21 protein-coding genes, 2 tRNA genes and 3 pseudogenes are annotated in these 21865 nt (G+C 64.0%); 18 read left to right on the top strand and 8 right to left on the bottom strand.

The annotated features are described in order from the left end of the window. The first annotated feature begins 51 nt into the window (after positions 1-51). Both HSR122_RS12855 and sugE read left to right on the top strand, forming a co-directional pair. Complete coding sequence (locus HSR122_RS12855; protein ID WP_229110202.1) at positions 52-486, top strand: DUF5807 family protein; 435 nt, start codon at positions 52-54, stop codon at positions 484-486. Positions 487-495: 9 nt separating this feature from the next. Further along, positions 496-819, top strand: a complete 324-nt coding sequence (gene sugE / locus HSR122_RS12850; protein WP_229110201.1) for a quaternary ammonium compound efflux SMR transporter SugE — start codon at positions 496-498, stop codon at positions 817-819. A 217-nt stretch (positions 820-1036) separates the two neighbouring features. On the opposite strand, the gene HSR122_RS12845 is transcribed toward sugE, so the two are convergent. The 7 genes and pseudogenes from HSR122_RS12845 to HSR122_RS15055 all read right to left on the bottom strand — a co-directional run. Then, on the bottom strand, positions 1037-2032 hold the full coding sequence (locus HSR122_RS12845) for a radical SAM protein (protein ID WP_229110200.1): 996 nt from the start codon (positions 2030-2032) through the stop codon (positions 1037-1039). Positions 2033-2091: 59 nt separating this feature from the next. Continuing rightward, the gene (locus HSR122_RS12840; RefSeq protein ID WP_229110199.1) at positions 2092-2520 is read right to left on the bottom strand and encodes a hypothetical protein; all 429 of its coding nucleotides are present in this window, start codon (positions 2518-2520) and stop codon (positions 2092-2094) included. 41 nt (positions 2521-2561) lie between these two features. Beyond that, the gene (locus tag HSR122_RS12835; protein ID WP_229110198.1) at positions 2562-3803 is read right to left on the bottom strand and encodes an RNA-guided endonuclease InsQ/TnpB family protein; all 1242 of its coding nucleotides are present in this window, start codon (positions 3801-3803) and stop codon (positions 2562-2564) included. Between the two features lie 523 nt (positions 3804-4326). Continuing rightward, positions 4327-6795: a DNA gyrase subunit A gene (gene gyrA, locus HSR122_RS12830; RefSeq protein WP_229110197.1), complete on the bottom strand. Its 2469-nt coding sequence runs from the start codon at positions 6793-6795 to the stop codon at positions 4327-4329. Continuing rightward, positions 6792-7211, bottom strand: a pseudogene (locus HSR122_RS15065) (DNA topoisomerase IV subunit B); the annotation flags it as partial. The gene gyrA and the pseudogene HSR122_RS15065, both read right to left, overlap by 4 nt. Before the next feature lie 6 nt (positions 7212-7217). Continuing rightward, a pseudogene (locus HSR122_RS15060) lies at positions 7218-8867 on the bottom strand (LAGLIDADG family homing endonuclease); the annotation flags it as partial. A gap of 18 nt (positions 8868-8885) precedes the next feature. Further along, positions 8886-10409: pseudogene (locus HSR122_RS15055) on the bottom strand (DNA gyrase subunit B); the annotation flags it as partial. A 514-nt stretch (positions 10410-10923) separates the two neighbouring features. Between HSR122_RS15055 and HSR122_RS12820 the strand changes: the two are divergent. The 14 genes from HSR122_RS12820 to HSR122_RS12755 all read left to right on the top strand — a co-directional run bounded on the left by HSR122_RS12820 (position 10924) and on the right by HSR122_RS12755 (position 17305). Beyond that, positions 10924-11006 (top strand) — tRNA-Ser (locus HSR122_RS12820). Positions 11007-11023: 17 nt separating this feature from the next. Continuing rightward, positions 11024-11545, top strand: a complete 522-nt coding sequence (locus HSR122_RS12815) for a 30S ribosomal protein S13 (protein WP_229110195.1) — start codon at positions 11024-11026, stop codon at positions 11543-11545. Beyond that, entirely contained in the window at positions 11545-12057 is a 513-nt protein-coding gene (locus HSR122_RS12810) for a 30S ribosomal protein S4 (RefSeq protein WP_229110194.1), read from the top strand. The genes HSR122_RS12815 and HSR122_RS12810 overlap by 1 nt, the downstream gene beginning before the upstream one ends. A gap of 1 nt (position 12058) precedes the next feature. Beyond that, positions 12059-12445 carry a 30S ribosomal protein S11 gene (locus HSR122_RS12805; RefSeq protein ID WP_229110193.1) on the top strand — a complete coding sequence of 129 codons (387 nt, stop codon included), beginning with the start codon at positions 12059-12061 and terminating at the stop codon, positions 12443-12445. A 5-nt stretch (positions 12446-12450) separates the two neighbouring features. Beyond that, positions 12451-13200, top strand: a complete 750-nt coding sequence (locus HSR122_RS12800; protein ID WP_229110192.1) for a DNA-directed RNA polymerase subunit D — start codon at positions 12451-12453, stop codon at positions 13198-13200. 117 nt (positions 13201-13317) lie between these two features. Next, a tRNA-Leu gene (locus HSR122_RS12795) sits at positions 13318-13402 on the top strand. Positions 13403-13420: 18 nt separating this feature from the next. After that, positions 13421-13771, top strand: a complete 351-nt coding sequence (locus HSR122_RS12790; RefSeq protein WP_229110191.1) for a 50S ribosomal protein L18e — start codon at positions 13421-13423, stop codon at positions 13769-13771. Then, positions 13768-14205, top strand: a complete 438-nt coding sequence (locus tag HSR122_RS12785) for a 50S ribosomal protein L13 (RefSeq protein ID WP_229110190.1) — start codon at positions 13768-13770, stop codon at positions 14203-14205. The genes HSR122_RS12790 and HSR122_RS12785 overlap by 4 nt, the downstream gene beginning before the upstream one ends. Then, positions 14199-14597 (top strand): 30S ribosomal protein S9, encoded by a 399-nt coding sequence (locus HSR122_RS12780; RefSeq protein WP_229110189.1) that lies wholly within the window; start codon positions 14199-14201, stop codon positions 14595-14597. The genes HSR122_RS12785 and HSR122_RS12780 overlap by 7 nt, the downstream gene beginning before the upstream one ends. Before the next feature lie 12 nt (positions 14598-14609). Further along, positions 14610-14804, top strand: a complete 195-nt coding sequence (locus HSR122_RS12775) for a DNA-directed RNA polymerase subunit N (RefSeq protein WP_229110188.1) — start codon at positions 14610-14612, stop codon at positions 14802-14804. After that, a complete protein-coding gene (locus tag HSR122_RS12770; protein ID WP_229110187.1) occupies positions 14804-14986 on the top strand; it encodes a DNA-directed RNA polymerase subunit K in 183 nt (60 codons plus the stop codon). Before HSR122_RS12775 ends, HSR122_RS12770 begins: the two co-directional genes overlap by 1 nt. Then, positions 14983-16182 (top strand): phosphopyruvate hydratase, encoded by a 1200-nt coding sequence (gene eno / locus HSR122_RS12765; protein WP_229110186.1) that lies wholly within the window; start codon positions 14983-14985, stop codon positions 16180-16182. The genes HSR122_RS12770 and eno overlap by 4 nt, the downstream gene beginning before the upstream one ends. Further along, on the top strand, positions 16179-16976 hold the full coding sequence (gene rpsB, locus HSR122_RS12760; RefSeq protein WP_229110185.1) for a 30S ribosomal protein S2: 798 nt from the start codon (positions 16179-16181) through the stop codon (positions 16974-16976). The genes eno and rpsB overlap by 4 nt, the downstream gene beginning before the upstream one ends. 71 nt (positions 16977-17047) lie before the next feature. Next, on the top strand, positions 17048-17305 hold the full coding sequence (locus HSR122_RS12755) for a DUF7536 family protein (RefSeq protein ID WP_229110184.1): 258 nt from the start codon (positions 17048-17050) through the stop codon (positions 17303-17305). A 91-nt stretch (positions 17306-17396) separates the two neighbouring features. On the opposite strand, the gene HSR122_RS12750 is transcribed toward HSR122_RS12755, so the two are convergent. After that, positions 17397-18614, bottom strand: coding sequence for a potassium channel family protein (locus tag HSR122_RS12750; RefSeq protein ID WP_229110183.1), 1218 nt, complete (start codon positions 18612-18614; stop codon positions 17397-17399). A gap of 111 nt (positions 18615-18725) precedes the next feature. On the opposite strand from HSR122_RS12750, the gene HSR122_RS12745 reads away from it, so the two are divergent. Next, positions 18726-20051, top strand: coding sequence for an isochorismate synthase (locus HSR122_RS12745; protein WP_229110182.1), 1326 nt, complete (start codon positions 18726-18728; stop codon positions 20049-20051). Between the two features lie 31 nt (positions 20052-20082). Further along, the gene (menD, locus tag HSR122_RS12740; protein ID WP_229110181.1) at positions 20083-21858 is read left to right on the top strand and encodes a 2-succinyl-5-enolpyruvyl-6-hydroxy-3-cyclohexene-1-carboxylic-acid synthase; all 1776 of its coding nucleotides are present in this window, start codon (positions 20083-20085) and stop codon (positions 21856-21858) included. Positions 21859-21865 lie beyond the last annotated feature (7 nt).

Raw genomic sequence — 21865 nt, 5'->3', positions numbered from 1 at the left:
CCCTTCGCCCGCATCGGACCACTTTTCCACGCGGATCGACTCCTGACAGCCATGAGCAAGCGATCCGAGTTCCTGGCCGGCGACCGACCCGACGACGTGGCGTTCTTTCTCCGGGAAGACACCGTCGACGATCTCGACGCGCTGGAACCGTACGCCGAACCCGTCGAGAACGGCGTCGTCCTCGTCCTGCCGGGCGAGAACGGCCGAAGCGCTTTCCGGAAGGCGACCGGCACGGACCCGATGGAACTGGCCCAGGCGGCGATGGACACCGACGGCACGATCGAATCCGATCTGACTGGTGGCGTCTGTCCCGCGAGCGACGACGACTCGAACGCTGAACACGCTGTCCGGTTCATCTTCGCGTTTGCCGAGGAACAGAACGAAGACGTCGGCGGGATCTACGCACAAGGCGACGTCGTTCACGCCTACGCGGTCTGTGATTGCGGCCAGCGATACAGTCAGAAGTGGGTCGTCGGCGAGCGATAGGGAGTCAAGATGGCCTGGATCGTACTGTTCGTCGCGGGACTGTTCGAGATCGCGTGGGCGATCGGGCTCGCGTACTCCGACGGGCTCTCGAAGCCGCTCCCGACGCTCGGAACTGTCGCCGCACTGCTCGTCAGTATGGTCCTGCTCGCACATGCCGTCCAGGAGTTGCCCGTCGGGACGGCGTATGCCGTGTGGACCGGCATCGGGGCCGTCGGAACCGCATCGCTCGGGATCGTGCTCCTCGATGAGCCCGCGACGCTCGCTCGCGTCGCCTTCATCGGCGTGATCGTCGTCGGGATCGTCGGGCTCAACCTCACGTCCGGTGGACACTGATCGGAACCTCGTTGCACTCGATTCCGGTGAAACGCCTCACGCAGTTCGGCGTATGCTACGCCACCGGTGTCCGCTCGACGACCGTGCCAGTCCCACTTTTTCCTCGTCGGGTAGCCTCGCGTCTCTCGGCTACCACTCCTCGCAAAAACGTGGGGAAAAAGGCCGGAACCTCGTTGCACTCGGTTCCGGTGAAACGCCTCACGCAGTTCGGCGTATGCTACGCCACCGGTGTCCGCTCGACGACCGTGCCATCGACCGTCGGGTACTGCTCGACGATCTCGCCGCGTTCGATGTCACCCTCCCCGACCATCTCCTCTAACAGCCACCACGCGACCTCGACGTGCTCGGACTTGACGGTATAGTACTCCTCCGGGACGCCCAGTTCCTCGAAGCGTCCCGGGTCGACCGTCGCCTTGCCGTAGACGAGCGTTCCGTCGTCGGTGATCTCGTCGAAGGGACGACGAACGTTGCGGGCCATCCGTTTGAGCCGACGGCGGTGTTGTGCGGCGTCTTTGAACACGGACGTACAGAAGTAGACCTTCTCGTGGTCGCCCATCACGTCCAGGATCTCCTCGCGGCCGCTCTCGACGGCGCTCATGTGGCCCTCCCGGAGTTCGTAGCCCTCCTCTTGCATCCGCCGGAAGTTGCCGTGGGACATCTCGAACTCGTTGACGTTGCAGAACTCCGCGGCACCCTCGTCGATGAACTCGAGGAACTCCGTCTCAGGCCGGATGCCCGGAATCTCGAAGGCTGGCGTGATTCCTTCCTCGCGGGCGATGTAGAGGATCTCCTCCCACTCGGTGCCGTGCAGCTCCCCCCACTGTTCGAGCGGCGGGTGAAAGCGGATCTCGTCCAGTCCGGCCTCGGCCAGCCGGCGCATGTTCTCCCGACCGCCGGTGATCCCCGTATAGAGGTGGATGTGGTGGTCATCGCCGAACTCGTCTTTCAGCAGCGAGATGTAGCGGGTCGTCCGGTCCATCACTTCCTGGGGTTCGCCGCCGGTGATCGAGGACCCCATCGCGCTCATGCGCTCGGCCTCGCGGATGATGTCCTCGTCCTCCTCGACTTTCCGCTCGTTGGCGTAGACGTCGGTGACGTTCTTGCGGTTCTCCCCAAGGGGGCAGTAGAAACAGTCGCGCTGATCGCAGTACCCGTAGACGAAAATCACCATCTTGCCGCCTTTCGCACACTGCTCGCAACCCTTGGAGATCATCGTGTCGTAACCCCCTATAATTGGGGCATACCCAAAAGTCGTGCGAAAGCGCGCGCCGATCAGACAGCGAACCGCCGATACGCGGCCCCGACGAGACACACGACGCCGACGGCCATCGATCCGACTCGCGGGAGCTGTTGTGTCACGAAGTCCACCTCGTAGGTGAGATGTCTGACCTGCAAGAGGTACCACTCCCCGTCGTATCGGACGTTGTAGAGCCTGATACTGTCCGGTGGCGGCGTTAGCGACTCGGGGGTGTCACCGGCTGAGGCGTTGACCGTCGTCCCGCTACTTGTGTTCTCGTTCGTCTGTCGTGCCTCGTCGAAGACCGCGCGTTCGGCTTCGGTGAGGTTCGCGTACGCGAGATTCACCTGATCCTCGTTGTCCATCCAGCCGTCCTCGACGTAGTACTCGATTCGGTCCTCGGGGACGTCCGGCGGCGACGCGACCGGTGCCGCGATCAGTGCGAACCCGACGAGCGCGAGCACGACCAAAACGGCGGTCGATCGATCCGTAAGCTAACCCACGGCTAAAGCCGTGGGCTTTCAGCGTGGACTCCCGCTCTGGCCGACTCGTCGGCAGGAGAATAACCTCCATTCGCGTTCAGCGTCCCGCTGTTCAAGCGCACGCCTACGGGTGCGCCTCCACCAGAGCCAGTTTGGTTCCGGCGGAGATACCGCAAACCGATGTTCTTCGCCGCGTTGTAATCCGCGTGGTTCTCATAGCCGCATTTCAAGCACTCGAAGGCCTCACCATCGCGGTTATCTGGATGCGTGAACCCACAGTGTGAGCACCGACGCGACGTGTTCTCTGGGTCAACCTGTTCCACGTCGATACCGTACTCGGCGGCTTTGTACTCGACGTACTCGACAAGCCGACGAAACGCCCACTTGTGACCCCACGACGCACCAGTGCGTTCCCGAATGTCTGTCAGGTCTTCAAACGCTATCACCGAACACTCGTTCTCGCGGGCTTCAGCCACCAACTCGTTCGAGAGACGGTGAAGCGTTATCTTGAACCGACCGTCTTCTTTGCGACCGACAGCCTGCATATTCTCGTGTGCCCACCGCGTGCCGTGTTCCTGCAAGTCCCCACGGCGTTTCTCGTACTCACGTCGCCAGTGGTCAAATTCGTCACCAGTCCAAAACGTGCCGGTTGAGGCAACTGCGAGATTGTTCACGCCGAGGTCTACCCCGAGAACTGTGCTGTTCTCGGTGGCATCCTGTGCCGACGTGTCAGGCTCCACGTCCGTCTTTGTGTGGATGTGAAGCATCCAGTTGCCGTTGCTGTAGTGTAGTTCCGCCCCCGTGGTTTCGTATTCGTCCGAGAAAAGGTATTCCGCATGGGGCGTGTTTCGCTTTTCGTCAGGGAGCACGTAGTCGGCTTCGATGCGACCATCAACTGTTGCCAGCGACACGTACTCGTCGTGGAAGGTGGCGGTGCGGTGGTCGTAGACGAGGTGGGGGCTGGTGAAGTGGGGCATCGACGCTTTCTTGCCCTGTTTCCACTTTTTGACCACGCTTTTGCAGGCGTCGGCGGCCTTGTTTCGGGCGGCTTGGACGTGGTTGCTGTGTAGACGAGTTTCCGCACGCACGTCGTCGTAGGTGTCGTCGTTGAGCGTGGTCTTGCTTGTGGTGACGTATTCGCCGTCGAACGCGTGGCGCGTCACATAGTTAGCCGCCCACAGAAACTCGTCTATGGTCTCTTCGAGGAGTGCGGCGTCGTCACTGTCCACGTCGAGTTTCACGGGGACAGTCCGCCGCTTCTCCATACATCATATGTATACTTGATGGTTCAAAAACGTTAGGGAGTCGGCCTTGTCGTCGTCGGTGGGTTGTCGCACAGACCGTACGCGCTTCCTCCCACCCGTGCACGGGTGGGTTTCCGCGCTGTATCCGCTATGATCGCAGTCTGTGGCTCGAACCGGAAATCGAATACGATCGGTGAAACGTCGATTTCACCTATCTACTCGCTACTCTTGGTCTGTGGGTGTCTCTGCCGGCAGGACGTCAAGACACGCGACGCTGTCGTCGTCCTCGACGTCCATAATAACGACTCCCTTCAACCTTTTTGGGTCGCGCGACGAGCGCGCTCCCGAAAACCGTTGATGAAAAAACGGCCCGGACGTCGCCGCTACTCTTGGTCTGTGGGTGTCTCTGCCGGCAGGACGTCCAGACACGCGACGCTGTCGTCGTCCTCGACGTCCATAATAACGACTCCCTTCAACCTTTTTGGGTCGCGCGACGAGCGCGCTCCCGAAAACCGTTGATGAAAAAACGGCCCGGACGTCGCCGCTACTCTTGGTCTGTGGGTGTCTCTGCCGGCAGGACATCCAGACACGCGACGCTGTCGTCGTCCTCGACGTCCATAATAACGACTCCCATCGTGTTCCGACCGACCTTCGAAATATCGCCGACGGGACAGCGCATGATCTGGCCGGTTTCGCTCGCGACGACGACGTCGTCGCCCTCCACGACGGCCTTCACGTCGACTACCGAACCGTTACGATCGCCGGTCTTGATGTCGATCAGCCCCTTCCCGTATCGAGACTGACAGCGATACTCGGCGAGCGAGGTTCGCTTGCCGTATCCGTTTTCCGTGACGGTCAGCAGCGCGCGATCGTCGCCCTCCTCGGTCGCCACGAGCCCGGCCACCGCATCGTCGTCCTGCAGGTCGATCCCGCGGACGCCGCGGGCGGACCGCCCCATCTCTCTGACCTCGCTCTCGTCGAACCGGATCGTCATCCCGCCCTCGGTCGCGATCACGAGGTCAGTGCTCCCGTCCGTCACCTCGACGTCGACGAGCTCGTCGCCGTCCTCGAGCTTTGCGGCGCGGATCCCCGTCGAGAGGATGTTCTCGAACGCCGAACAGGGCGTGCGCTTGACGTACCCCTGTCGGGTCGCCATCGTGATGGACTCCTCGGGATCGAGGTCGTCCGTCGGGACGACCGCCGTGATCTGCTCGTCGTCGTCCAGATCCAGCAGGTTGACCGCCGACTTGCCCCGTGCGGTCCGGGACATCTCCGGGATCTCGTAGGCTTTCAGCCGGTAGACCTGCCCGTGATTGGTGAAACACAGCAGGTAGTCGTGGCTGTGGGCCCGGAAGATCGTCGTCACGCGATCGCCCTCTTTGGGATCGCCGCCGATGATCCCCTTGCCGCCGCGCCGCTGCGGATCGAAGGTGTCCGCGGGCATCCGCTTGATGTAATCGTCGGCGGTCATGACGACGAGCACGTCCTCTTCGGGCACGAGGTCCTCGCGGGTGACCGTCCCCGTATCCTCGACGATCGACGTCCGACGCTCGTCGTCGTATTCGTCCTCGATCGCCCGCAGTTCGTCTTTGATCACCTCGTCGAGCTTCTCGTCGCTTTCGAGGATCGCCGTCAGGCGCTCGATCTCGGCCTGGACCTCCTCGTACTCGCTTTCGATCTCGCCGACCTCGGCGGACGTGAGCGACCCGATCTGCATCCGGACGACGTGTTCCGCTTGCGCCTCCGAGAAGTCGTAGCGCTCTCCCAGCGCGGCCTTGGCGGCGTCTCGGTCCTCGGCCTCCTGAACGAGTTCGACGATGTCTTCGGCGTTCTGGACGGCCGTCAGCCGCCCTTCGAGGATGTGTGCCCGGTCCTCGGCCTCCTGTAGATCGAACTCCGAGCGACGGCGGACGACGTCCCGACGGTGCTGGATGTACTGCTGGAGGGACTCCTTCAGCGTCAGCACCTCGGGCTGGCCGTCGACCAGCGCGAGGTTGATCACGCCGAAGGTCGACTCCAGGTGGTGTTCGAGCAGCTGGTTCTTGACGACCTCGACGTTCGCGCCGCGCTTGCACTCGACGACGACCCGGACCCCGTCCCGGTCGGACTCGTCGCGGAGGTCGGCGACGCCCTCGATCTTCCCCTCGTTGACGTCGTCGGCGATCCGCTCGACGATGCGGGCCTTGTTCGCCTGATAGGGGAGTTCGGTGACGACGATCCGGTCCCGACCCGATTCGGTCTCTTCGACCTCGAACTCCGCGCGGACGGTCAGCCGTCCGCGGCCGGTCGCGTACGCCGAGTAGATGGCGTCCTTGCCGACGATGTTCGCCCCCGTCGGGAAGTCGGGCCCCTTGACGTACTCCATCAGATCAGCGATGTCGGCGTCGGGATTGTCGATGAGATGGACGGTCGCGTCGATTATCTCGCCCAGGTTGTGCGGCGGGATGTTCGTGCTCATCCCGACGGCGATCCCCGACGACCCGTTGACGAGCAGGTTCGGGAAGGCCGCGGGCAGCACCTCGGGTTCCTCGAGTCGATCGTCGTAGTTCGACGTGAAATCGACGGTGTCCCTCTCGAGGTCGGCCAGCAACTCCTCGGCCATCGGGGCCATTCGCGCCTCCGTGTAGCGCATCGCGGCGGGCGGATCGCCGTCCATCGACCCGAAGTTCCCCTGCCCGTCGACCAGCGGGTAGCGCATCGAGAAGTCCTGGGCCATCCGCACGAGCGTGTCGTAGATCGCGCTGTCGCCGTGGGGGTGATAGTCCCCCATCGTCTCGCCGACGATCGACGAGGACTTGCGGTGGGACGACCCCGACGAGACGCCCATCTCGTGCATCGCATAGAGGATGCGACGATGGACGGGCTTGAGGCCGTCCCGAACGTCCGGCAGGGCGCGACCGGCGATGACGCTCATCGCGTAGTCGATGTAGCTTTGCTCCATCTCGTCCTCGATCCGGACGTGTTCGATCCGTGCGGCGTCTACGTCCGGACTGTCCGGCATGTCGGAACTCATATGTCCACCCACTCGGCTTCCGGCGAGTGTTCCTTGATGAACTGCTTGCGCGGTTCGACGGCGTCACCCATCAGCACCGAGAACATCTTGTCCGCCGCGGCGGCGTCCTCGATGGTGATCTGCTTGAGGAACCTGTTCTCGGGATTCATCGTCGTCTCCCAGAGCTGCTGGGGGTTCATCTCGCCCAGGCCCTTGAACCGCTGGACCTGATCGGGGCTGCCGTTGCACTTCGCTTCGATGATCTCGTCGCGCTCGGCGTCGGTCATCGCGTCGTACGTCTCGCCGCGATACCTGATCCGGTACAGCGGCGGCCGCGCAGCGTAGATGTGTCCTCCCTCCAGCAGCGGCCGCATGTGTCGATAGAAGAGCGTCAAGAGCAGGGTCCTGATGTGGGCTCCGTCGACGTCGGCGTCGGTATTGTGAGCACAGAGACCACCTGTACCGGCGATGAAGTTCTCGTCGCTTTCGACCGAAAAGTCATAGACGTACTCATTTGTAGGGTCGACCTCCTCAACACGCCGAACCGGCAATGCAATGAGGTCTCCGGGTAAGTCACGATAACGACGGTTTTGTTCGTTATCATATCCCTGTTCGACTTTATCGAGGAGTTGTGCGCCAGTTGGCTGTGGTTCCCAGACGTCTTGGAGCGTTTCGAGATCCGAGCGAGCACTGACGGAGATCACATGACGTGTCGATTTCGACTTGATCCTGCCATCGGATGAATTGTCAAGGTCATCAGCGGCCAACTTTGTATGTGAGGCAATGACGCCATGGGCTGAAAGGAGATACATCACTCCGCTGGCGAGTTCACGCGAAGTCGTTGTCCAGGCAATTTTGTCCTCGTTGACTGTCCCATCGCCGCGGAGATACCCTCGAAGGAACGCGCGCTGGCTACGAGAGGAAACATCGAACACGAGATCAGGCATTGACTTTTCCGTTGCGTCCTCGCCATCGAATCCAAAGACGTGTTCCCAGACGAGTGCAGCAACTCTGTTGACAAGTTTTACTTCGTCAACCCGGTTTTCGTATTCACTCAGTTTCCCGCGAATACCGAAGACATGCTCGAACGCATTGCGGCATTTTTCCACTAACGACTGGTTGTTCGCTCCCATTGCGAGGCGGACGCCGTTCCGAGGTGAACAGGAACCTTCCGCAGCGTAGAAACCAAACAGTTCGAGCAGCGTCTCGTCAACCGTGACATATCGGTTGATACTGCTGTCTGCGTAGTGCTGAGGTGTGAGTTCGACTGTGGCATCGTCCGGGATCAATTCGAGATCAGACATCTCGAGATCTCCCACTCGAATGTAATCCCGAACACGATTGGCCGGTGCAGCGGTATACTGCTCGTTCCACCGCTGGTCGAGCAGCGAGTCCGTGATTGAAACATCCTCCATGACTGTGCTGACAGATGCACCGACCGCTTCACAGTACTGTTGGAAGTTCGATATAGTCGGTCGTGACTGGCCTCGCTCCCACTGTGAGACTGTGATTGGTTGAGCGATGCCAACTTCAGTACAGATCTCCTGTTGTGTCAGATCTGCTTGCTTTCGCTTTCGCTTTAGTGCCGATCTAATACGTTCCGGCGTCTCAACCCGCGCCTCCGTCCGATTGACAGTGTCCGCAGCATCGTCCTGTAGTTCTTGACGTATTTTTGCTTTGAACATCTCTTCGATGCCTTTGCCACGGGCAACCACTTCGTGATCGTATTCATCCGAGTGCTTGACGAGCTCGCGGAGGAGATCTATTTCTTCTCCGTCCATATTGCCGTTGATGGGGGTCTTTTTCGGCGCGACCACCTCATCACCGGGGACGATATCATCACCCTCAGCCAGCTGGATTTCCCCGTCACGATAGACGAACACGCTGTGTGATGCGGTCACCTTCAGGTTTCGACCATAAGCCGTCTCGATTTCGTACAGTGGCTCGTCTATTTCATGCCGAATGACCTGATCGATCGGCCGAAATTTCGTCACATTGTCGTTGCGTCCGAAACACAAAACTTCGTAGTCTTGGTAGGCATCTCCACCGTCTTCGATAACGTCATCAATGAACGGACCGATTTCGATGAATCTTGTCCGTCCGTCGGTATCACGAACGAACGCGTGCTCTTCACCGTCAACACTCATCACGATTACTTTTCCGTATCGCAACTCGTCGATGTCGAACTCGTCGCCGATGCTGGTCCCCAGCGCCGTGATGATGTTTCTGACCTGTTCGTTCTCGAGGATCCGATCGAGACGGTGTTTCTCGACGTTGAGGATCTTCCCGCGGATCGGAAGCACGGCCTGGAACTCGGGGTCGCGCGCCTGTTTCGCGCTGCCGCCGGCGCTGTCCCCCTCGGCGATGAACAGTTCGGCTTCCTCGGGATCTTTCGTCTGGCAGTCGGCCAGCTTTCCCGGGAGTGCCGTCGAATCGAGCGCGCTCTTTCGCCGCGTGAGTTCTTCGGCCTTCTTGGCGGCCTTGCGGGCCTTCGCGGCCTCGACTGCCTTGCCGATGATCGCCTCGGCCGTGTCGGGGTTCTCCTCGAAGTACGTTCCGAGGTGTTCGTGGACGGCCGATTCGACGATCCCTCGCACCTCGCTGTTGCCCAGTTTCGTCTTCGTCTGGCCTTCGAACTGGGGGTCGGGGTGCTTGACCGAGATGACCGCAGTCAGCCCCTCGCGGATGTCCTCGCCCTTGAGCGTGTCGTCGAGGTCTTTCAGGAGGTCGTTGCTGGTCGCGTAATCGTTGACGACGCGCGTCAGCGCGGTCTTGAAACCTGTGAGGTGTGTCCCGCCTTCCCGGGTGTTGATATTGTTCGCGAAGGCGTGGATCGAGCCCTGCAGTTCGTCGGTCGCCTGCAGTGCGACTTCGACGTGAACGCTCGATTCGACGTCTTCGAAGTAGATGACGTCCGCGTGCAGCGGCGCTTTGGTCTCGTTGAGGTACTCGACGAACTCCCGGATGCCGCCCTCGTAGTAGAAGCGCTCGCTCGTGTCGTCACGCTCGTCGGCCAGCGCGATCTCGACACCGGAGTTCAGGAAGGCCAGCTCCCGAAGGCGACTCGATAGCGTCGAGAACTCGAAGTCGGTCGTCTCGAAGATCTCGTCGTCGGGCCAAAACCGGATCTCCGTTCCGGTCCCCTCGTCCGGCCCGGAGTCACGAACGCGCTCGATCCCCTGCGGGACGCCGCGCTCGAAGCGCTCCCGATAGACGCCGCCGTTTCGCGTGACCTCGACGACGAGTTCCGACGAAAGGGCGTTCACGACCGAGACGCCGACGCCGTGCAGCCCACCGGAGACCTGGTAGGACTTGTTGTCGAACTTGCCGCCGGCGTGAAGCACTGTCATCACGACCTCAAGCGCCGGCCGGTCGTACTCCTGGTGAGTGTCGACCGGGATCCCGCGCCCGTCGTCGCGAACCGATACCGACCCGTCCTCGTGGATCGTGACGTCGATCGACTCGCAGTGGCCTGCCAGTGCCTCGTCGATCGAGTTGTCGACGACCTCGTAGACGAGGTGGTGCAACCCGCGTGACCCGGTCGAGCCGATGTACATCGCCGGGCGCTTGCGGACTGCCTCCAGCCCCTCGAGGGCCTGGATCGAATCCGCCCCGTAATCGCTGTCCTGACTCATGAAGTACTCCGACGTATGCCGGGTAGTTCCTTAAGTCTCACGTGCGCGCGCGAAATAGATCAATGAGGAATTATGTTTTCACTTATCTATCTATTGTGAGCGTTATTCGCGATCATGCGGAATCGGTCAGGGCACACGGGCGCAAACCACCACTGTTGTCGGCCCGTCGAGCTGTGGGAAGACACCTCCGGATGACCGCCGGGCCGGAGCGGCTGACCGCGGGTTCATACTGGTGGCTATCCGTTCGGAACGATATCTGGCACGCCGTCGTGCCAGATCAGTTCGAAATGGGATAGCCACCAGTGTCAGCCATCATCGCAGCGAACAGATAGAGCGTAGCGTGATTGGCAGGCAGACGTCTCGCCGCGACCGGTGACGGGCGAGCCAGTGACACGCGTCCGCATCCGAACGGTGATCCGTTGGGCTTATATGCCGGCACGACCGAGCAGTCACGTACGAATCGTGCAGGGGGACGGCCCCCGAGTCCGAGAGGGCGCGAGTACACTGCAAGCGAGTCGTGGTAGCCAAGCGGCCCAAGGCGCATGGTTGCTAACCATGTGGCGTCAAGCCTCCGGGGTTCGAATCCCCGCCACGACGCTTCACCCAACCCACACATGAGTGCAGAAGACCCAGACGCGGACGCGCCGGAGGACGACGAGGACCTCCAGTACTTCGTCCGCATCGGACAGACGGACCTCGACGGCACCAAGTCGGTCGAGCGTTCGCTGACGGACATGAACGGTATCGGTCACCGCGCCGCTCGGATCATCGCCCAGAAAGCGGGCGTCGATCGACGGGACACGTTCGGTCGCCTCGACCAGGAGCAGATCGACGAGATCGTCGAACTGGTCGAGGGCTTCGCCGACGAGGTCCCCGAGTGGCTCGCGAACCATCGCAACGACTTCTTCAGCGGCGAGACGACTCACGAGATTGGCAACGATCTCGATCTCACGCGTCGTCAGGACATCAACCGCATGAAGATGATCGACTCCTACAAGGGCGTCCGCCACAAGCGCGGACAGAAGGTCCGTGGCCAGCGCACCAAGTCCACAGGCCGTACCGAGGGGACGATCGGTGTCAACGTTGAGGCGATCAAGGAAGAACAGGCTGAGGAAGCCGCAGCTGAGGAAGAATAATGGCACTCGGATCAAACACCAAGTTCTACGAGACGCCGAACCACCCCTACCAGGGTGAACGGATCGGCGAGGAGTCCGGACTGCTCACCCAGTACGGTCTCAAGAACAAGGAAGAGCTCTGGCGGGCCCAGTCAGAACTGCGCGGCTACCGCCGTGAGGCCCGGGAACTGCTCGGCCGCGCCGACACCGGCGACGAGGAGGCGAGCGAGTTCCTCGCCCGGCTCAAGCGCCTCGGCATTCTCGGCGAGCAGGACGCGCTCGACGACGTCCTGCGGCTGGACGTGACCGACGTGCTCGAACGGCGACTCCAGACGGTCGCCTACCGGAAGGGGCTGGGCAACACGCCCGAACAGTCCCGGCAGTTCATCGTCCACGGGCACGTCACCGTCGACGGTGCTCGGGTCCAGACCCCCTCGAAGAAGGTCGCTGTCGAGGAGGAGGGCACGATCGCCTTCGACGAGGCGAGCCCGCTCGCGGACGAACTCCACCCCGAACGCGCGGAGGATCAATAACATGGCAGAAAACGAGGACAGCAAGTGGGCCATCGCTCACGTGCACGCATCGTTCAACAACACGATCATCACGATCACCGACCTGACCGGCGCGGAGACGCTCGCGAAGTCCTCCGGCGGGACGGTCGTCAAGCAGAACCGCGACGAGGCCTCGCCGTACGCGGCGATGCAGATGGCCGAAACCGTCGCCGAGGACGTCCAGTCCCAGGGCGTCGAGGGCGTTCACGTTCGCGTGCGCGGTCCCGGCGGAAACCTCCAGACCAACCCCGGTCCGGGTGCGCAGGCGACGATCCGCGCGCTGGCCCGTGCGGGCCTGGAGATCGGTCGCATCGAGGACGTCACGCCGATCCCACACGACGGGACGCGCAGTCCGAAATCCAGCGGGTAACCACAATGGCAGACTACGACGTAACGTTCATCGAGCGCGACGACACCGAGGCGAAGTTCCTCGTCCGTGGTGTCACGCCGGCGTTCGCCAACGGCATCCGCCGGGCGATGATCGCCGACGTGCCCACGTTCAGTATCGATACCGTCCGGTTCATCGAGAACTCCTCGGTGATGTTCGACGAGCAGCTCGCGCTCCGGCTCGGGCTGGTCCCGCTGACGACGCCGCTCGGCGGCGAGTTCGACGCCGAGGACACTGTCACGCTCGCACTCGACGTCGAGGGCCCGGAGACGGCCTACTCCGGCGATCTCGTCTCAAGCGACGAGATGGTGCAGCCGGCCGAAACGGACGTGCCGATCATCGAACTCAAGGACGGCCAGCGGCTGGAACTCGAGGCCGAGGCCGAACTCGGCTACGGGAAAGACCACGCCAAACACCAGGGTGGCGTTGCGGTCGGGTATCGACACCTCCAGCGCGTCGAGGTCGTCGGCGATCGCGACGAGTTCCACGACGACGAACCCGAAATCGTTCGCGGGGTCATCGAGACCGAAGACGGCGAGCTGGTCCCGGCCGAGGAGTTCGACAACGACCTCACCGAGCGCTACCCTGACAGCGAGGTTGAGGTCACGGACGTCGAGAACGCGTTCGTCTTCGACGTCGAGACGGACGGGTCGTTCGACGTGGACACGCTCGTGCAGGCCGGGATCGATTCGATCCGCGGTCGCGCCGAGGAACTGAAAGACGCGGTACAGCTATAACAATGAAAACTGCCCTTCGACACCCACGGCGTCCGTCCGCTGCCCCCAGCGGTGCGAGCGGTCGGGACCGCCGGACCGAAAGGGGTTTGAAGGGCCACGAAAAACAGACTATTGCGAGCAGGGATAGCCAAGTCTGGCCAACGGCGCAGCGTTCAGGGCGCTGTCCCGTAGGGGTCCGCAGGTTCAAATCCTGCTCCCTGCACTTTTCAGGAGGGACGTTATGAGTAAGAGTAACCCGAGACTCAGTAGTCTCATCGCCGATCTGAAGTCGGCCGCCCGTCAGTCGGGCGGAAATGTCTGGGGCGACGTCGCCGACCGGCTCGAAAAGCCGCGGCGCACCCACGCAGAAGTCAACCTGGGCCGTATCGAACGGTACGCCCGGGAAGACGAGACCGTGGTCGTTCCGGGCAAGGTTCTCGGCAGCGGTGTCCTGCAGAAGGACGTCACTGTCGCGGCCGTCGACTTCTCCAGCTCGGCCGAGACAAAGATCGAACAGGTCGGCGAGACCGTCTCGCTCGAACAGGCAGTACAGAACAACCCCGACGGCTCGAACGTACGGGTGATCCGATGAACACAGACACGATCGATGTCGACGTGATCGTCGACGCCCGTGATTGCATCATGGGTCGCGTGGCGAGTCAGGTCGCCGAACGCGCGATGGACGGCGAGACGATCGCGGTCGTCAACGCCGAACGCGCGGTCATCACCGGCCGCGAGGACGACGTCGTGGAGAAATACCAGAAGCGTCGGGACATCGGCTCCGATCGGGGGCCGGCCTATCCCAAGCGACCCGACGGGATCTTCAAGCGCGCGATCCGTGGCATGCTTCCCTACAAGGAGCAACAGGGTCGTGAAGCCTTCGAGAACGTCCGCGTGTACGTGGGCAATCCCTACGACGACGAGGGCGAAGTTCTCGAGGACACGTCGCTGGATCGGCTATCGAACATCAGGTTCGTCGAACTGGACGAACTCGCGGCAAGCCTCGGAGCCAAGGTAACATGGTAACGAACACATCAGGCAAGAAGAAGACCGCCATCGCTCGCGCGACAGTGAGCGACGGCGAGGGCCGGGTTCGGATCAACTCCCGCCCCGTCGAACTGGTGGAACCGGAGCTGGCACGGCTGAAGATGCTCGAGCCCTTCCGGATCGCCGACGACGACCTGCGCGAATCGGTCGACGTCGACGTGACGGTCGAGGGTGGCGGCACGACCGGGCAGGCGGACGCCACCCGGACGGCGATCGCACGCGGGCTGGTCCAGCACATGAACGACGCGGAACTGCGCGACGCGTACATGGAGTTCGACCGCTCGCTGCTGGTCAACGACGTGCGTCAGTCCGAGCCCAAGAAGTGGGGCGGACCCGGTGCCCGTGCGCGCTATCAGAAGTCCTACCGCTAAGGTGATCAAGATATGATGGTACCGGTCAGGTGTTTCACCTGTGGAAACGTTATCGCCGGCGAATGGGAGGAGTTCAAAGAGCGGGCCCGCGAGGGCGACGAAGACCCCGAGAAGGTACTCGACGAGTTGGGCGTCGAACGACACTGCTGTCGGCGGATGCTCGTCTCGCACGAGGACCTCGTCGACGTCGTCGCACCGTATCAATGATGGGGGCCCAGCAGTACAACCGCTACGAGAAGGCTCGCATCATCGGTGCGCGAGCGCTGCAGATCGCCCACGGCGCGCCGGTGTTGATCGACACCGAGCAGACCCAGCCGATCCTCATCGCGGCCGAAGAGTACGACGCCGGCGTCCTCCCTTTCACCGTCAACCGAGGGCAGCACACATGACACTTATCACGGACGTGCGACTGCGACGCGTACTGGACTCGCGAGGCAACGCGACCGTCGAGGCCGACGTCACCACCGAGAGCGGTGGGTTCGGCCGTGCGGCCGCTCCGAGCGGCGCGAGCACGGGCGAACACGAAGCGATCGAACTACCGGCCAACGAGGCGATCGCCAGCGCCCGCGAACACGCCGTCCCGCGGCTGGTCGGCGAGGTCTACGCCGGCAACCAGCGCGAGGTCGACGCCGCGCTGCACGCCGCCGACGGCACCGAGAACTTCTCGGAGATCGGCGCGAACAGCGCGGTCGCGATCAGCATGGCCGCCGCCAAGGCCGGCGCCGACGTGCTCGGTGCACCGCTGTATCAGCACCTGGGCGGGACCTTCCGGGGCGATCAGTTCCCGACGCCGCTGGGGAACGTCGTCGGCGGCGGCGAGCACGCCGAGGAAGCCACCAACATCCAGGAGTTCCTCTCGGCGCCGGTGGGCGCACCGAGCGTCACCGAGGCGGTCTTCGCCAACGCGCAGGTTCACGCTCGCATCGGCGAGATTCTCGAAGAGAAGGGCGTCCCCGCGAACAAGGGCGACGAGGGCGCGTGGGCGCCGCCGATCGGCGACGACGAGGCCTTCGAAATCGTCGATCAGGCCACCACCGAGGTCGGCGACGAACTCGGCTTCGAGATCTCGTTCGGCCTGGACATGGCCGCCGCCGAGATGTACGAAGACGGCGAGTACGTCTACGAGGGCGAGGACAACCGCTCGACGGCCGAACAGATCGACTACGTCGCCGAGATGGTCGACGAGTACGACATGGCCTACGTCGAGGACCCCCTGGACGAGAACGACTTCGAGGCCTTCGCCGAGCTGACCGACCGCGTCGGCGACCGGACGCTCATCTGTGGCGACGACCTCTACGTCACTAACGTCGAGCGCCTCCAGGAAGGTATCGACAAGGGCTCCTCGAACTCCATTCTCATCAAGCCCAACCAGATCGGGACGCTCTCGGACGCCGTCGACGCCATCGAACTCGGGGCCAGACATGGCATCCAGTCGGTGGTCTCTCACCGCAGCGGTGAGACCGAGGACACGACCATCGCCCACCTCGCCGTGGGCGCGGCCGCCCCCTACATCAAGACCGGCACCGTCGCCGGCGAACGCACCGCCAAACTGAACGAACTCATCCGCATCGAAGAACAAGCATGAGTCAGGACGAAGAAGACGACATCGACGAGACTTCGGAGGCCGCCGGCGACGCCGGCGCTGTCGCCGAGACGGAGGAATCGCCGGCGTCCGAGGCCGACGCGCCGACGGACGCTGAGACCGAACCCGCGACCGACGAACCGGAAGCGGACGCCGACGAACCCGACGCCGAGGAAGGGCCGGCACTGGACGAGGACGTCATGCCCGAGGGCGAGGAGGCCGACCTCCTCATTCCGGTCGAGGACTACCTCGGAGCCGGGGTTCACATCGGGACCCAGCAGAAGACCGCCGACATGGAGCGGTTCATCCACCGCGTCCGCACGGACGGGCTGTACGTGCTGGACGTCTCGATGACCGACTCGCGGATCCGCACCGCCGCGGACTTCCTCGCGAACTACGACCCCGAGCAGATCCTCGTGGCCTCCTCCCGACAGTACGGCCGGTTCCCGGCCGAGAAGTTCGCCGATGCCGTGGGCGCTCGCGCCCGAACGGGTCGGTTCATCCCCGGAACGCTCACTAATCCCGACTACGAGGGCTACATCGAGCCGGACGTCGTGGTCGTCACGGACCCGATCGGTGACGCACAGGCCGTCAAAGAGGCCATCACGGTCGGCATCCCGGTCATCGCGATGTGCGACTCGAACAACACGACCAGCAACGTCGATCTGGTCGTCCCGACGAACAACAAGGGTCGCAAGGCCCTGAGTGTCGTCTACTGGCTGCTGGCCAACGAGACGCTGGATCGCCGCGGTGCCGAACCCGCCTACGCGCTCGAGGACTTCGAGAGCGAGATCTGATCGGTTTTTCGAAGCGTTTCGTCCGATCGGTGATCAGTGTGGTTTTGTACCGGGACCGACAACAGCGACGTGTGTCAGACGACCGTCCCGAATCCGGTCGCGCGCGTTTCGTCGAGGCGCTGCAGGTCCGCAAGCACGCGCTTCGCGGGTTCGGCGTCGGGATCGCAGTGACGGTGCTGGTGTATCTTTTCTTTGTCGTCCTGCCGGGCACCGGCGGTGCTGGACTGTGGTATCTCGGGCTCGGCGCGTCGCTCGCGCTGTCGCTGGGCGGGTTGCTCACGGCGGTTCTCGTTGCGTTGCAGGCACGCCGGCTCACGCGAGAACTGTGATACGGTCGGTTGTAACGATTTACCGGTACGATCGCATAACGGATGCGATCGACCCGGAATAGACTTACAACCGACCGTATGATACCGCCGGCTACTCGCCCACGAGGTCGGCCAGCCGATCGGCCCCGGTCCGGGTACCTTTCGCGAGTAGCACGTCGCCGGCTTCGATCTCGGTCGTCGCTCCCGGCGAGACGACCCAGTCGCTCCCCTCACGTCCGGTGCGACGGCTCTCCCGTCCGGTGTGACGGACCGCGATGATGCGCATCCCCGTCTCGGTCTTGACTGCGGCGTCGCCCAGCGTTCGCCCCGCGAGGCGGCTGTCGGGATCGACGGTGAATCGGACGATCACCTCGTCGCTCTCCTCGACGGCTGCGGCGACGACGGGGTGAGTACCGATTCCGCGGAGAACTCCCTCGCTGATCTCCAGGGCGGCGTCGGAGATGACCTCCGTCGCGCGACCGAGTTGAACGAGTCCCCGGAGGTTCACCGGGTCGTCAGTTCGGCTCGCTGCCCGGAGGACCCAGGCCTCGAAGCGTGACTGGAGCGCGTCGACCTCGGCTTCCAGTTCCAGCACCTCTTCGGCGACGGGTTTGCTGTCGAACAGGACCGAGCCGTAGGCCAGATCGACGGCGAGTTCGCTCATGTTTTTCATCAGGACGATCGAATCGACAGCGCGCTCCAGGTCCTGAGAGGGTGCCTCCGGGGGATCCGGTGGGACGTACGTTTCGTCGGTCATCGTCTCGTAGACCTCGGAGAGCCCCTCACGCGGGCCGCGAAGGATCACAACGTCTGCCGCCCGCAGTGCCGTCTCGGGCCCGGGGTTGAGCAGCCACTCGCCGTCGCGACGGACGGCGATCACGCGGACGCCGGTCTCGGTTTCGAGCGTGACCTCGCCCAGCGTTCGGTCAGCGTATTTCGACCCCGAAACCACCGACGCACGCTCGATGGCCTCGATGGCCTCCGGGAGCGCGGCCCGCATTGCCTCCGGCAGCCCGATGTCTTCGAGAACGACCTTCGCGATGTCGCCGGCGGCGTCGCTGATTTTCTCGGCGGCCCCGACCACCGCGAGCACGGGCGCGAGTGATTCGGCGTCACTGGGATTGCGCGCGGCCAGCAGGAGGCTCATCCGCGCTTTGAGGTGCAACACCTCCATCTGGGATTCGAGGTCGAGCACCTCCTCCGCGATGGCGTCGCTACCGAAAAGGACCGCCGAGTACGAGAGGTCGATCAGCAACTCGGCGGTGTCTTTCATCTCGGCCAGCACGTCCTTGACGCTGACCGGTTCGTATGCGACCCTGTCGTCGTCCATAATCGGACGGTTCGCGGCCCCGAAGAAAAAGCGTTGGCCTCGACCGTGCCCTGCTCCCTCCCACACCCTGTTTGCCAGCGCTTAAAACGTCGTAGTCCTAACGACGTGGCAATGGAAACGCTGCACGGGGACGAGGCCGTCGGGGCGGCGTCGGAACTGCCTGTCTCGGCATGCAGTCGGCGACTTGAGGACTTCTCCCCGGATGTGCTCCAGCGCATCGCTGACGCGCCGACGGTCGTCTGGCGCGGTCCCCGGGAGTCGATTGCGGCCGCGGGAGCGACGGCCTCGGTCAGCGCCGACGGGCCGGACCGGTTCGAGACGGTTCGCGAGACCGCGACGGCGCTATTCGAGAGCCTGACGGGTGACGTCCCCCGTCCGGCGCGGCCGCGGCTGTTCGGCGGCTTCGCCTTCCACGACGGGGCACGCTCGGACACGACATGGGACGGGTTTCCCGACGCCTGGTTCGTGTTGCCTCGCGTGCAGGTGACGGCCCACAACGGGGCACGCTGGCTGACAGTGACTGCTGAAACGCCCGATATCGCGACCGAACGTCTCGATGACTGGCAGGAGCGGCTGGCCGGCGCGACCGACCGCGAGCGCTCGGGCCCGCCAGGAATCGTCGACGAACGCCGCACGCCGTCGCGCGAGGACTGGCGCGAACAGATCGAGGCCGCGCTCTCGGATATCCGTGCCGCCCGACTCCGGAAGGTCGTCCTCGCGCAGTCGCTGTCGGTCGATCTCGCCGGACCGGTTTCGATCCCGGACGCGCTGGCCCGTCTCGACGGGACCTATCCCGACTGCTACCGGTTCGCGTTCACGCCCGGCGACGAGGCGGGAACCTTCTTCGGGGCAACCCCGGAGACGCTCGTTTCGCTGACTGACCGGACCGTCCGGACGGGCGCGCTCGCGGGCTCGACCGGTCGCGGCGATACCCGGAACGAGGACGAGTGGCTGGCCGAGGAACTGCTCGACAGCGATAAGGACAACCACGAACACGATCTGGTCGTCGAGGCGATTCGCGAACAGCTCGACCCGGTCGCCGAACGCGTCACGACCGGCAAGCGATCGATCCGCAAGCTCGCGACCGTCCAGCATCTCGAGACGCCGATCCGGGCCGCGCTCGACGGGGACCGACACGTCCTCGAACTCGTCGAGGCGCTGCATCCGACGCCCGCTGTCGGTGGACTCCCGCCGGACGCTGCCCTCGAGACGATCAAGTCCACGGAGGCGTTCGACCGCGGGTGGTACGCCGCGCCGGTCGGCTGGATCGACGCCGACGGCGACGGCACGTTCGCGGTCGCGATCCGCTCGGCGCTGGCTCGCGATCGGACGGCGACGCTGTTTGCCGGCGCGGGAATCGTCGCCGACAGCGACCCGGACCGTGAGTGGGACGAGGTCCAGCTGAAATACCGCCCGATGCTCGACGAACTGGAGTGAACGGGTTGGCGGACTCCCTGTCCTGATAGCTATGACTGCACCAAATCGCGCGACGTTATGGGGCGAGACGCTCGTCGACGAACTGATCGCCGCCGGCGTCAGCGGCGTCGTCCTCGCACCCGGAAGCCGATCGACGCCGCTGACGACCGCGTTCGCCCGACGAAACGACGTCGAGACGTTCTCCCAGCTGGACGAACGGTCCGGGGCGTTCTTCGCGCTGGGGCGGTCCCGCCGGCTGGGCGAGCCGACGGCGCTGGTCTGCACTTCCGGGACGGCCGCGGCGAACTTCCATCCCGCCGTGATCGAGGCCCACCAGTCCCGGGTCCCGCTGGTCGTGCTGACGGCCGACCGGCCAGCGGAACTGCAGGACAGCGGCGCGAATCAGACGATCGACCAGGAGCAACTCTACGGTGATGCCGTCCGGCACTACCGGACGCTCCCGGAACCGAAACCGCAGCCGCGGGCGTTGCGCTCGCTTCGGGTCGCCGCCGACCGGGCCGTCGAACGGGCGATCGGGACGCCGCCCGGTCCCGTCCATCTCAACGTCCCGGTCGCAAAGCCGCTGGAACCGACCGAGGTTCCCGACGACGTACCCGAAGAGCTGGCCGAACGGGCTCCGCTCGGCGTCGAGGGACGAGACGGCCCCTTCGTCCGGACGACGCGCGGGCGACCGACCCTCGAGTCGGACGCGGTCGAGTCGCTGGCGGACGCTCTCTCCGGGGTCGATCGCGGGCTGCTCGTGACAGGGCCTGCCAACGCGGCGACGCCGGCCCGCGAGGCGCTCTCTGCACTGGCCGAGGCGACCGGCTTCCCGGTGCTCGCCGACCCGCTCTCTGGACATCGGTTCGGCCACGATTCGGAAACTCCCGTCTACGGTGGCTACGACTCCTATCTCGATGCAGCGGGGGAGTGGCCCGACCCCGAACTCGTCGTCCGCTTCGGGGCGTCGCCGACCTCGAAAGTCCTGCGACACTACCTTCGGGACCACGCCCAGCGTCAGCTCGTTGTCGATCCCGCTGGCGGCTGGCGCGAGGCCGAGTTCACCGCGACGGACCTCGTGACGGCGGACCCGTCGTGGCTGGCCGACCGACTCGCGGATCGACTGGAACGGGGCGACGCGGACGGCGAGTCCGATACTGGCTGGCGCGAACGGTTCCGCCGTGCCGAACAGCGCCACTGGGAGCGCGTCGGCGACGCCGTCGGTTCCGAACCGTTCGAGGGTGCTGTCCTCTCGACGGTCGCGAGTCGGGCCCCCGACCCGGCGACGCTGGTCGTTTCCAACAGCATGCCCGTCAGAGACCTCGATCGGTTCGGCCGGCCTCGATCGGCCGACCTGACGGTGCTGGGCAACCGCGGCGCGAGCGGGATCGACGGGATCACCAGCACCGCGCTCGGGGCCGGCGGCGCGACCGCGGACCCGCTCGTGCTCGTGATCGGTGACCTGGCGTTCTATCACGACATGAACGGACTGCTCGCGGTCGAGCGCTGTGGCGTCGACGCGACGATCGTCCTGCTGAACAACGACGGTGGCGGGATCTTTCACATGCTCCCCATCGAGGAATTCGACCCGCCGTTCACCGAGTACTTCCGGACGCCCCACGGGATCGACTTCGAACCCGTCGGCGATCTCTACGGGCTCGAGTACGCCGTCGTCGACGACCTCGACGGTTTCGAGGCGGCTTACGCCGAGTCGCTGGCCACCGACGGCACGCAGGTCATCGAGGTCCGGTTCGACGCCGACGAGAGCCACCGCACGCGCGAACGCCTGCACGAGCAGGTGTGCTCGGCGGTGAATAGCGGCTCCTGATCGGGGC

The organism is Halapricum desulfuricans (assembly GCF_017094525.1).
GTDB classification, from domain to species: domain Archaea; phylum Halobacteriota; class Halobacteria; order Halobacteriales; family Haloarculaceae; genus Halapricum; species Halapricum desulfuricans.
This window is presented reverse-complemented; position numbering and strand designations above follow the sequence as displayed.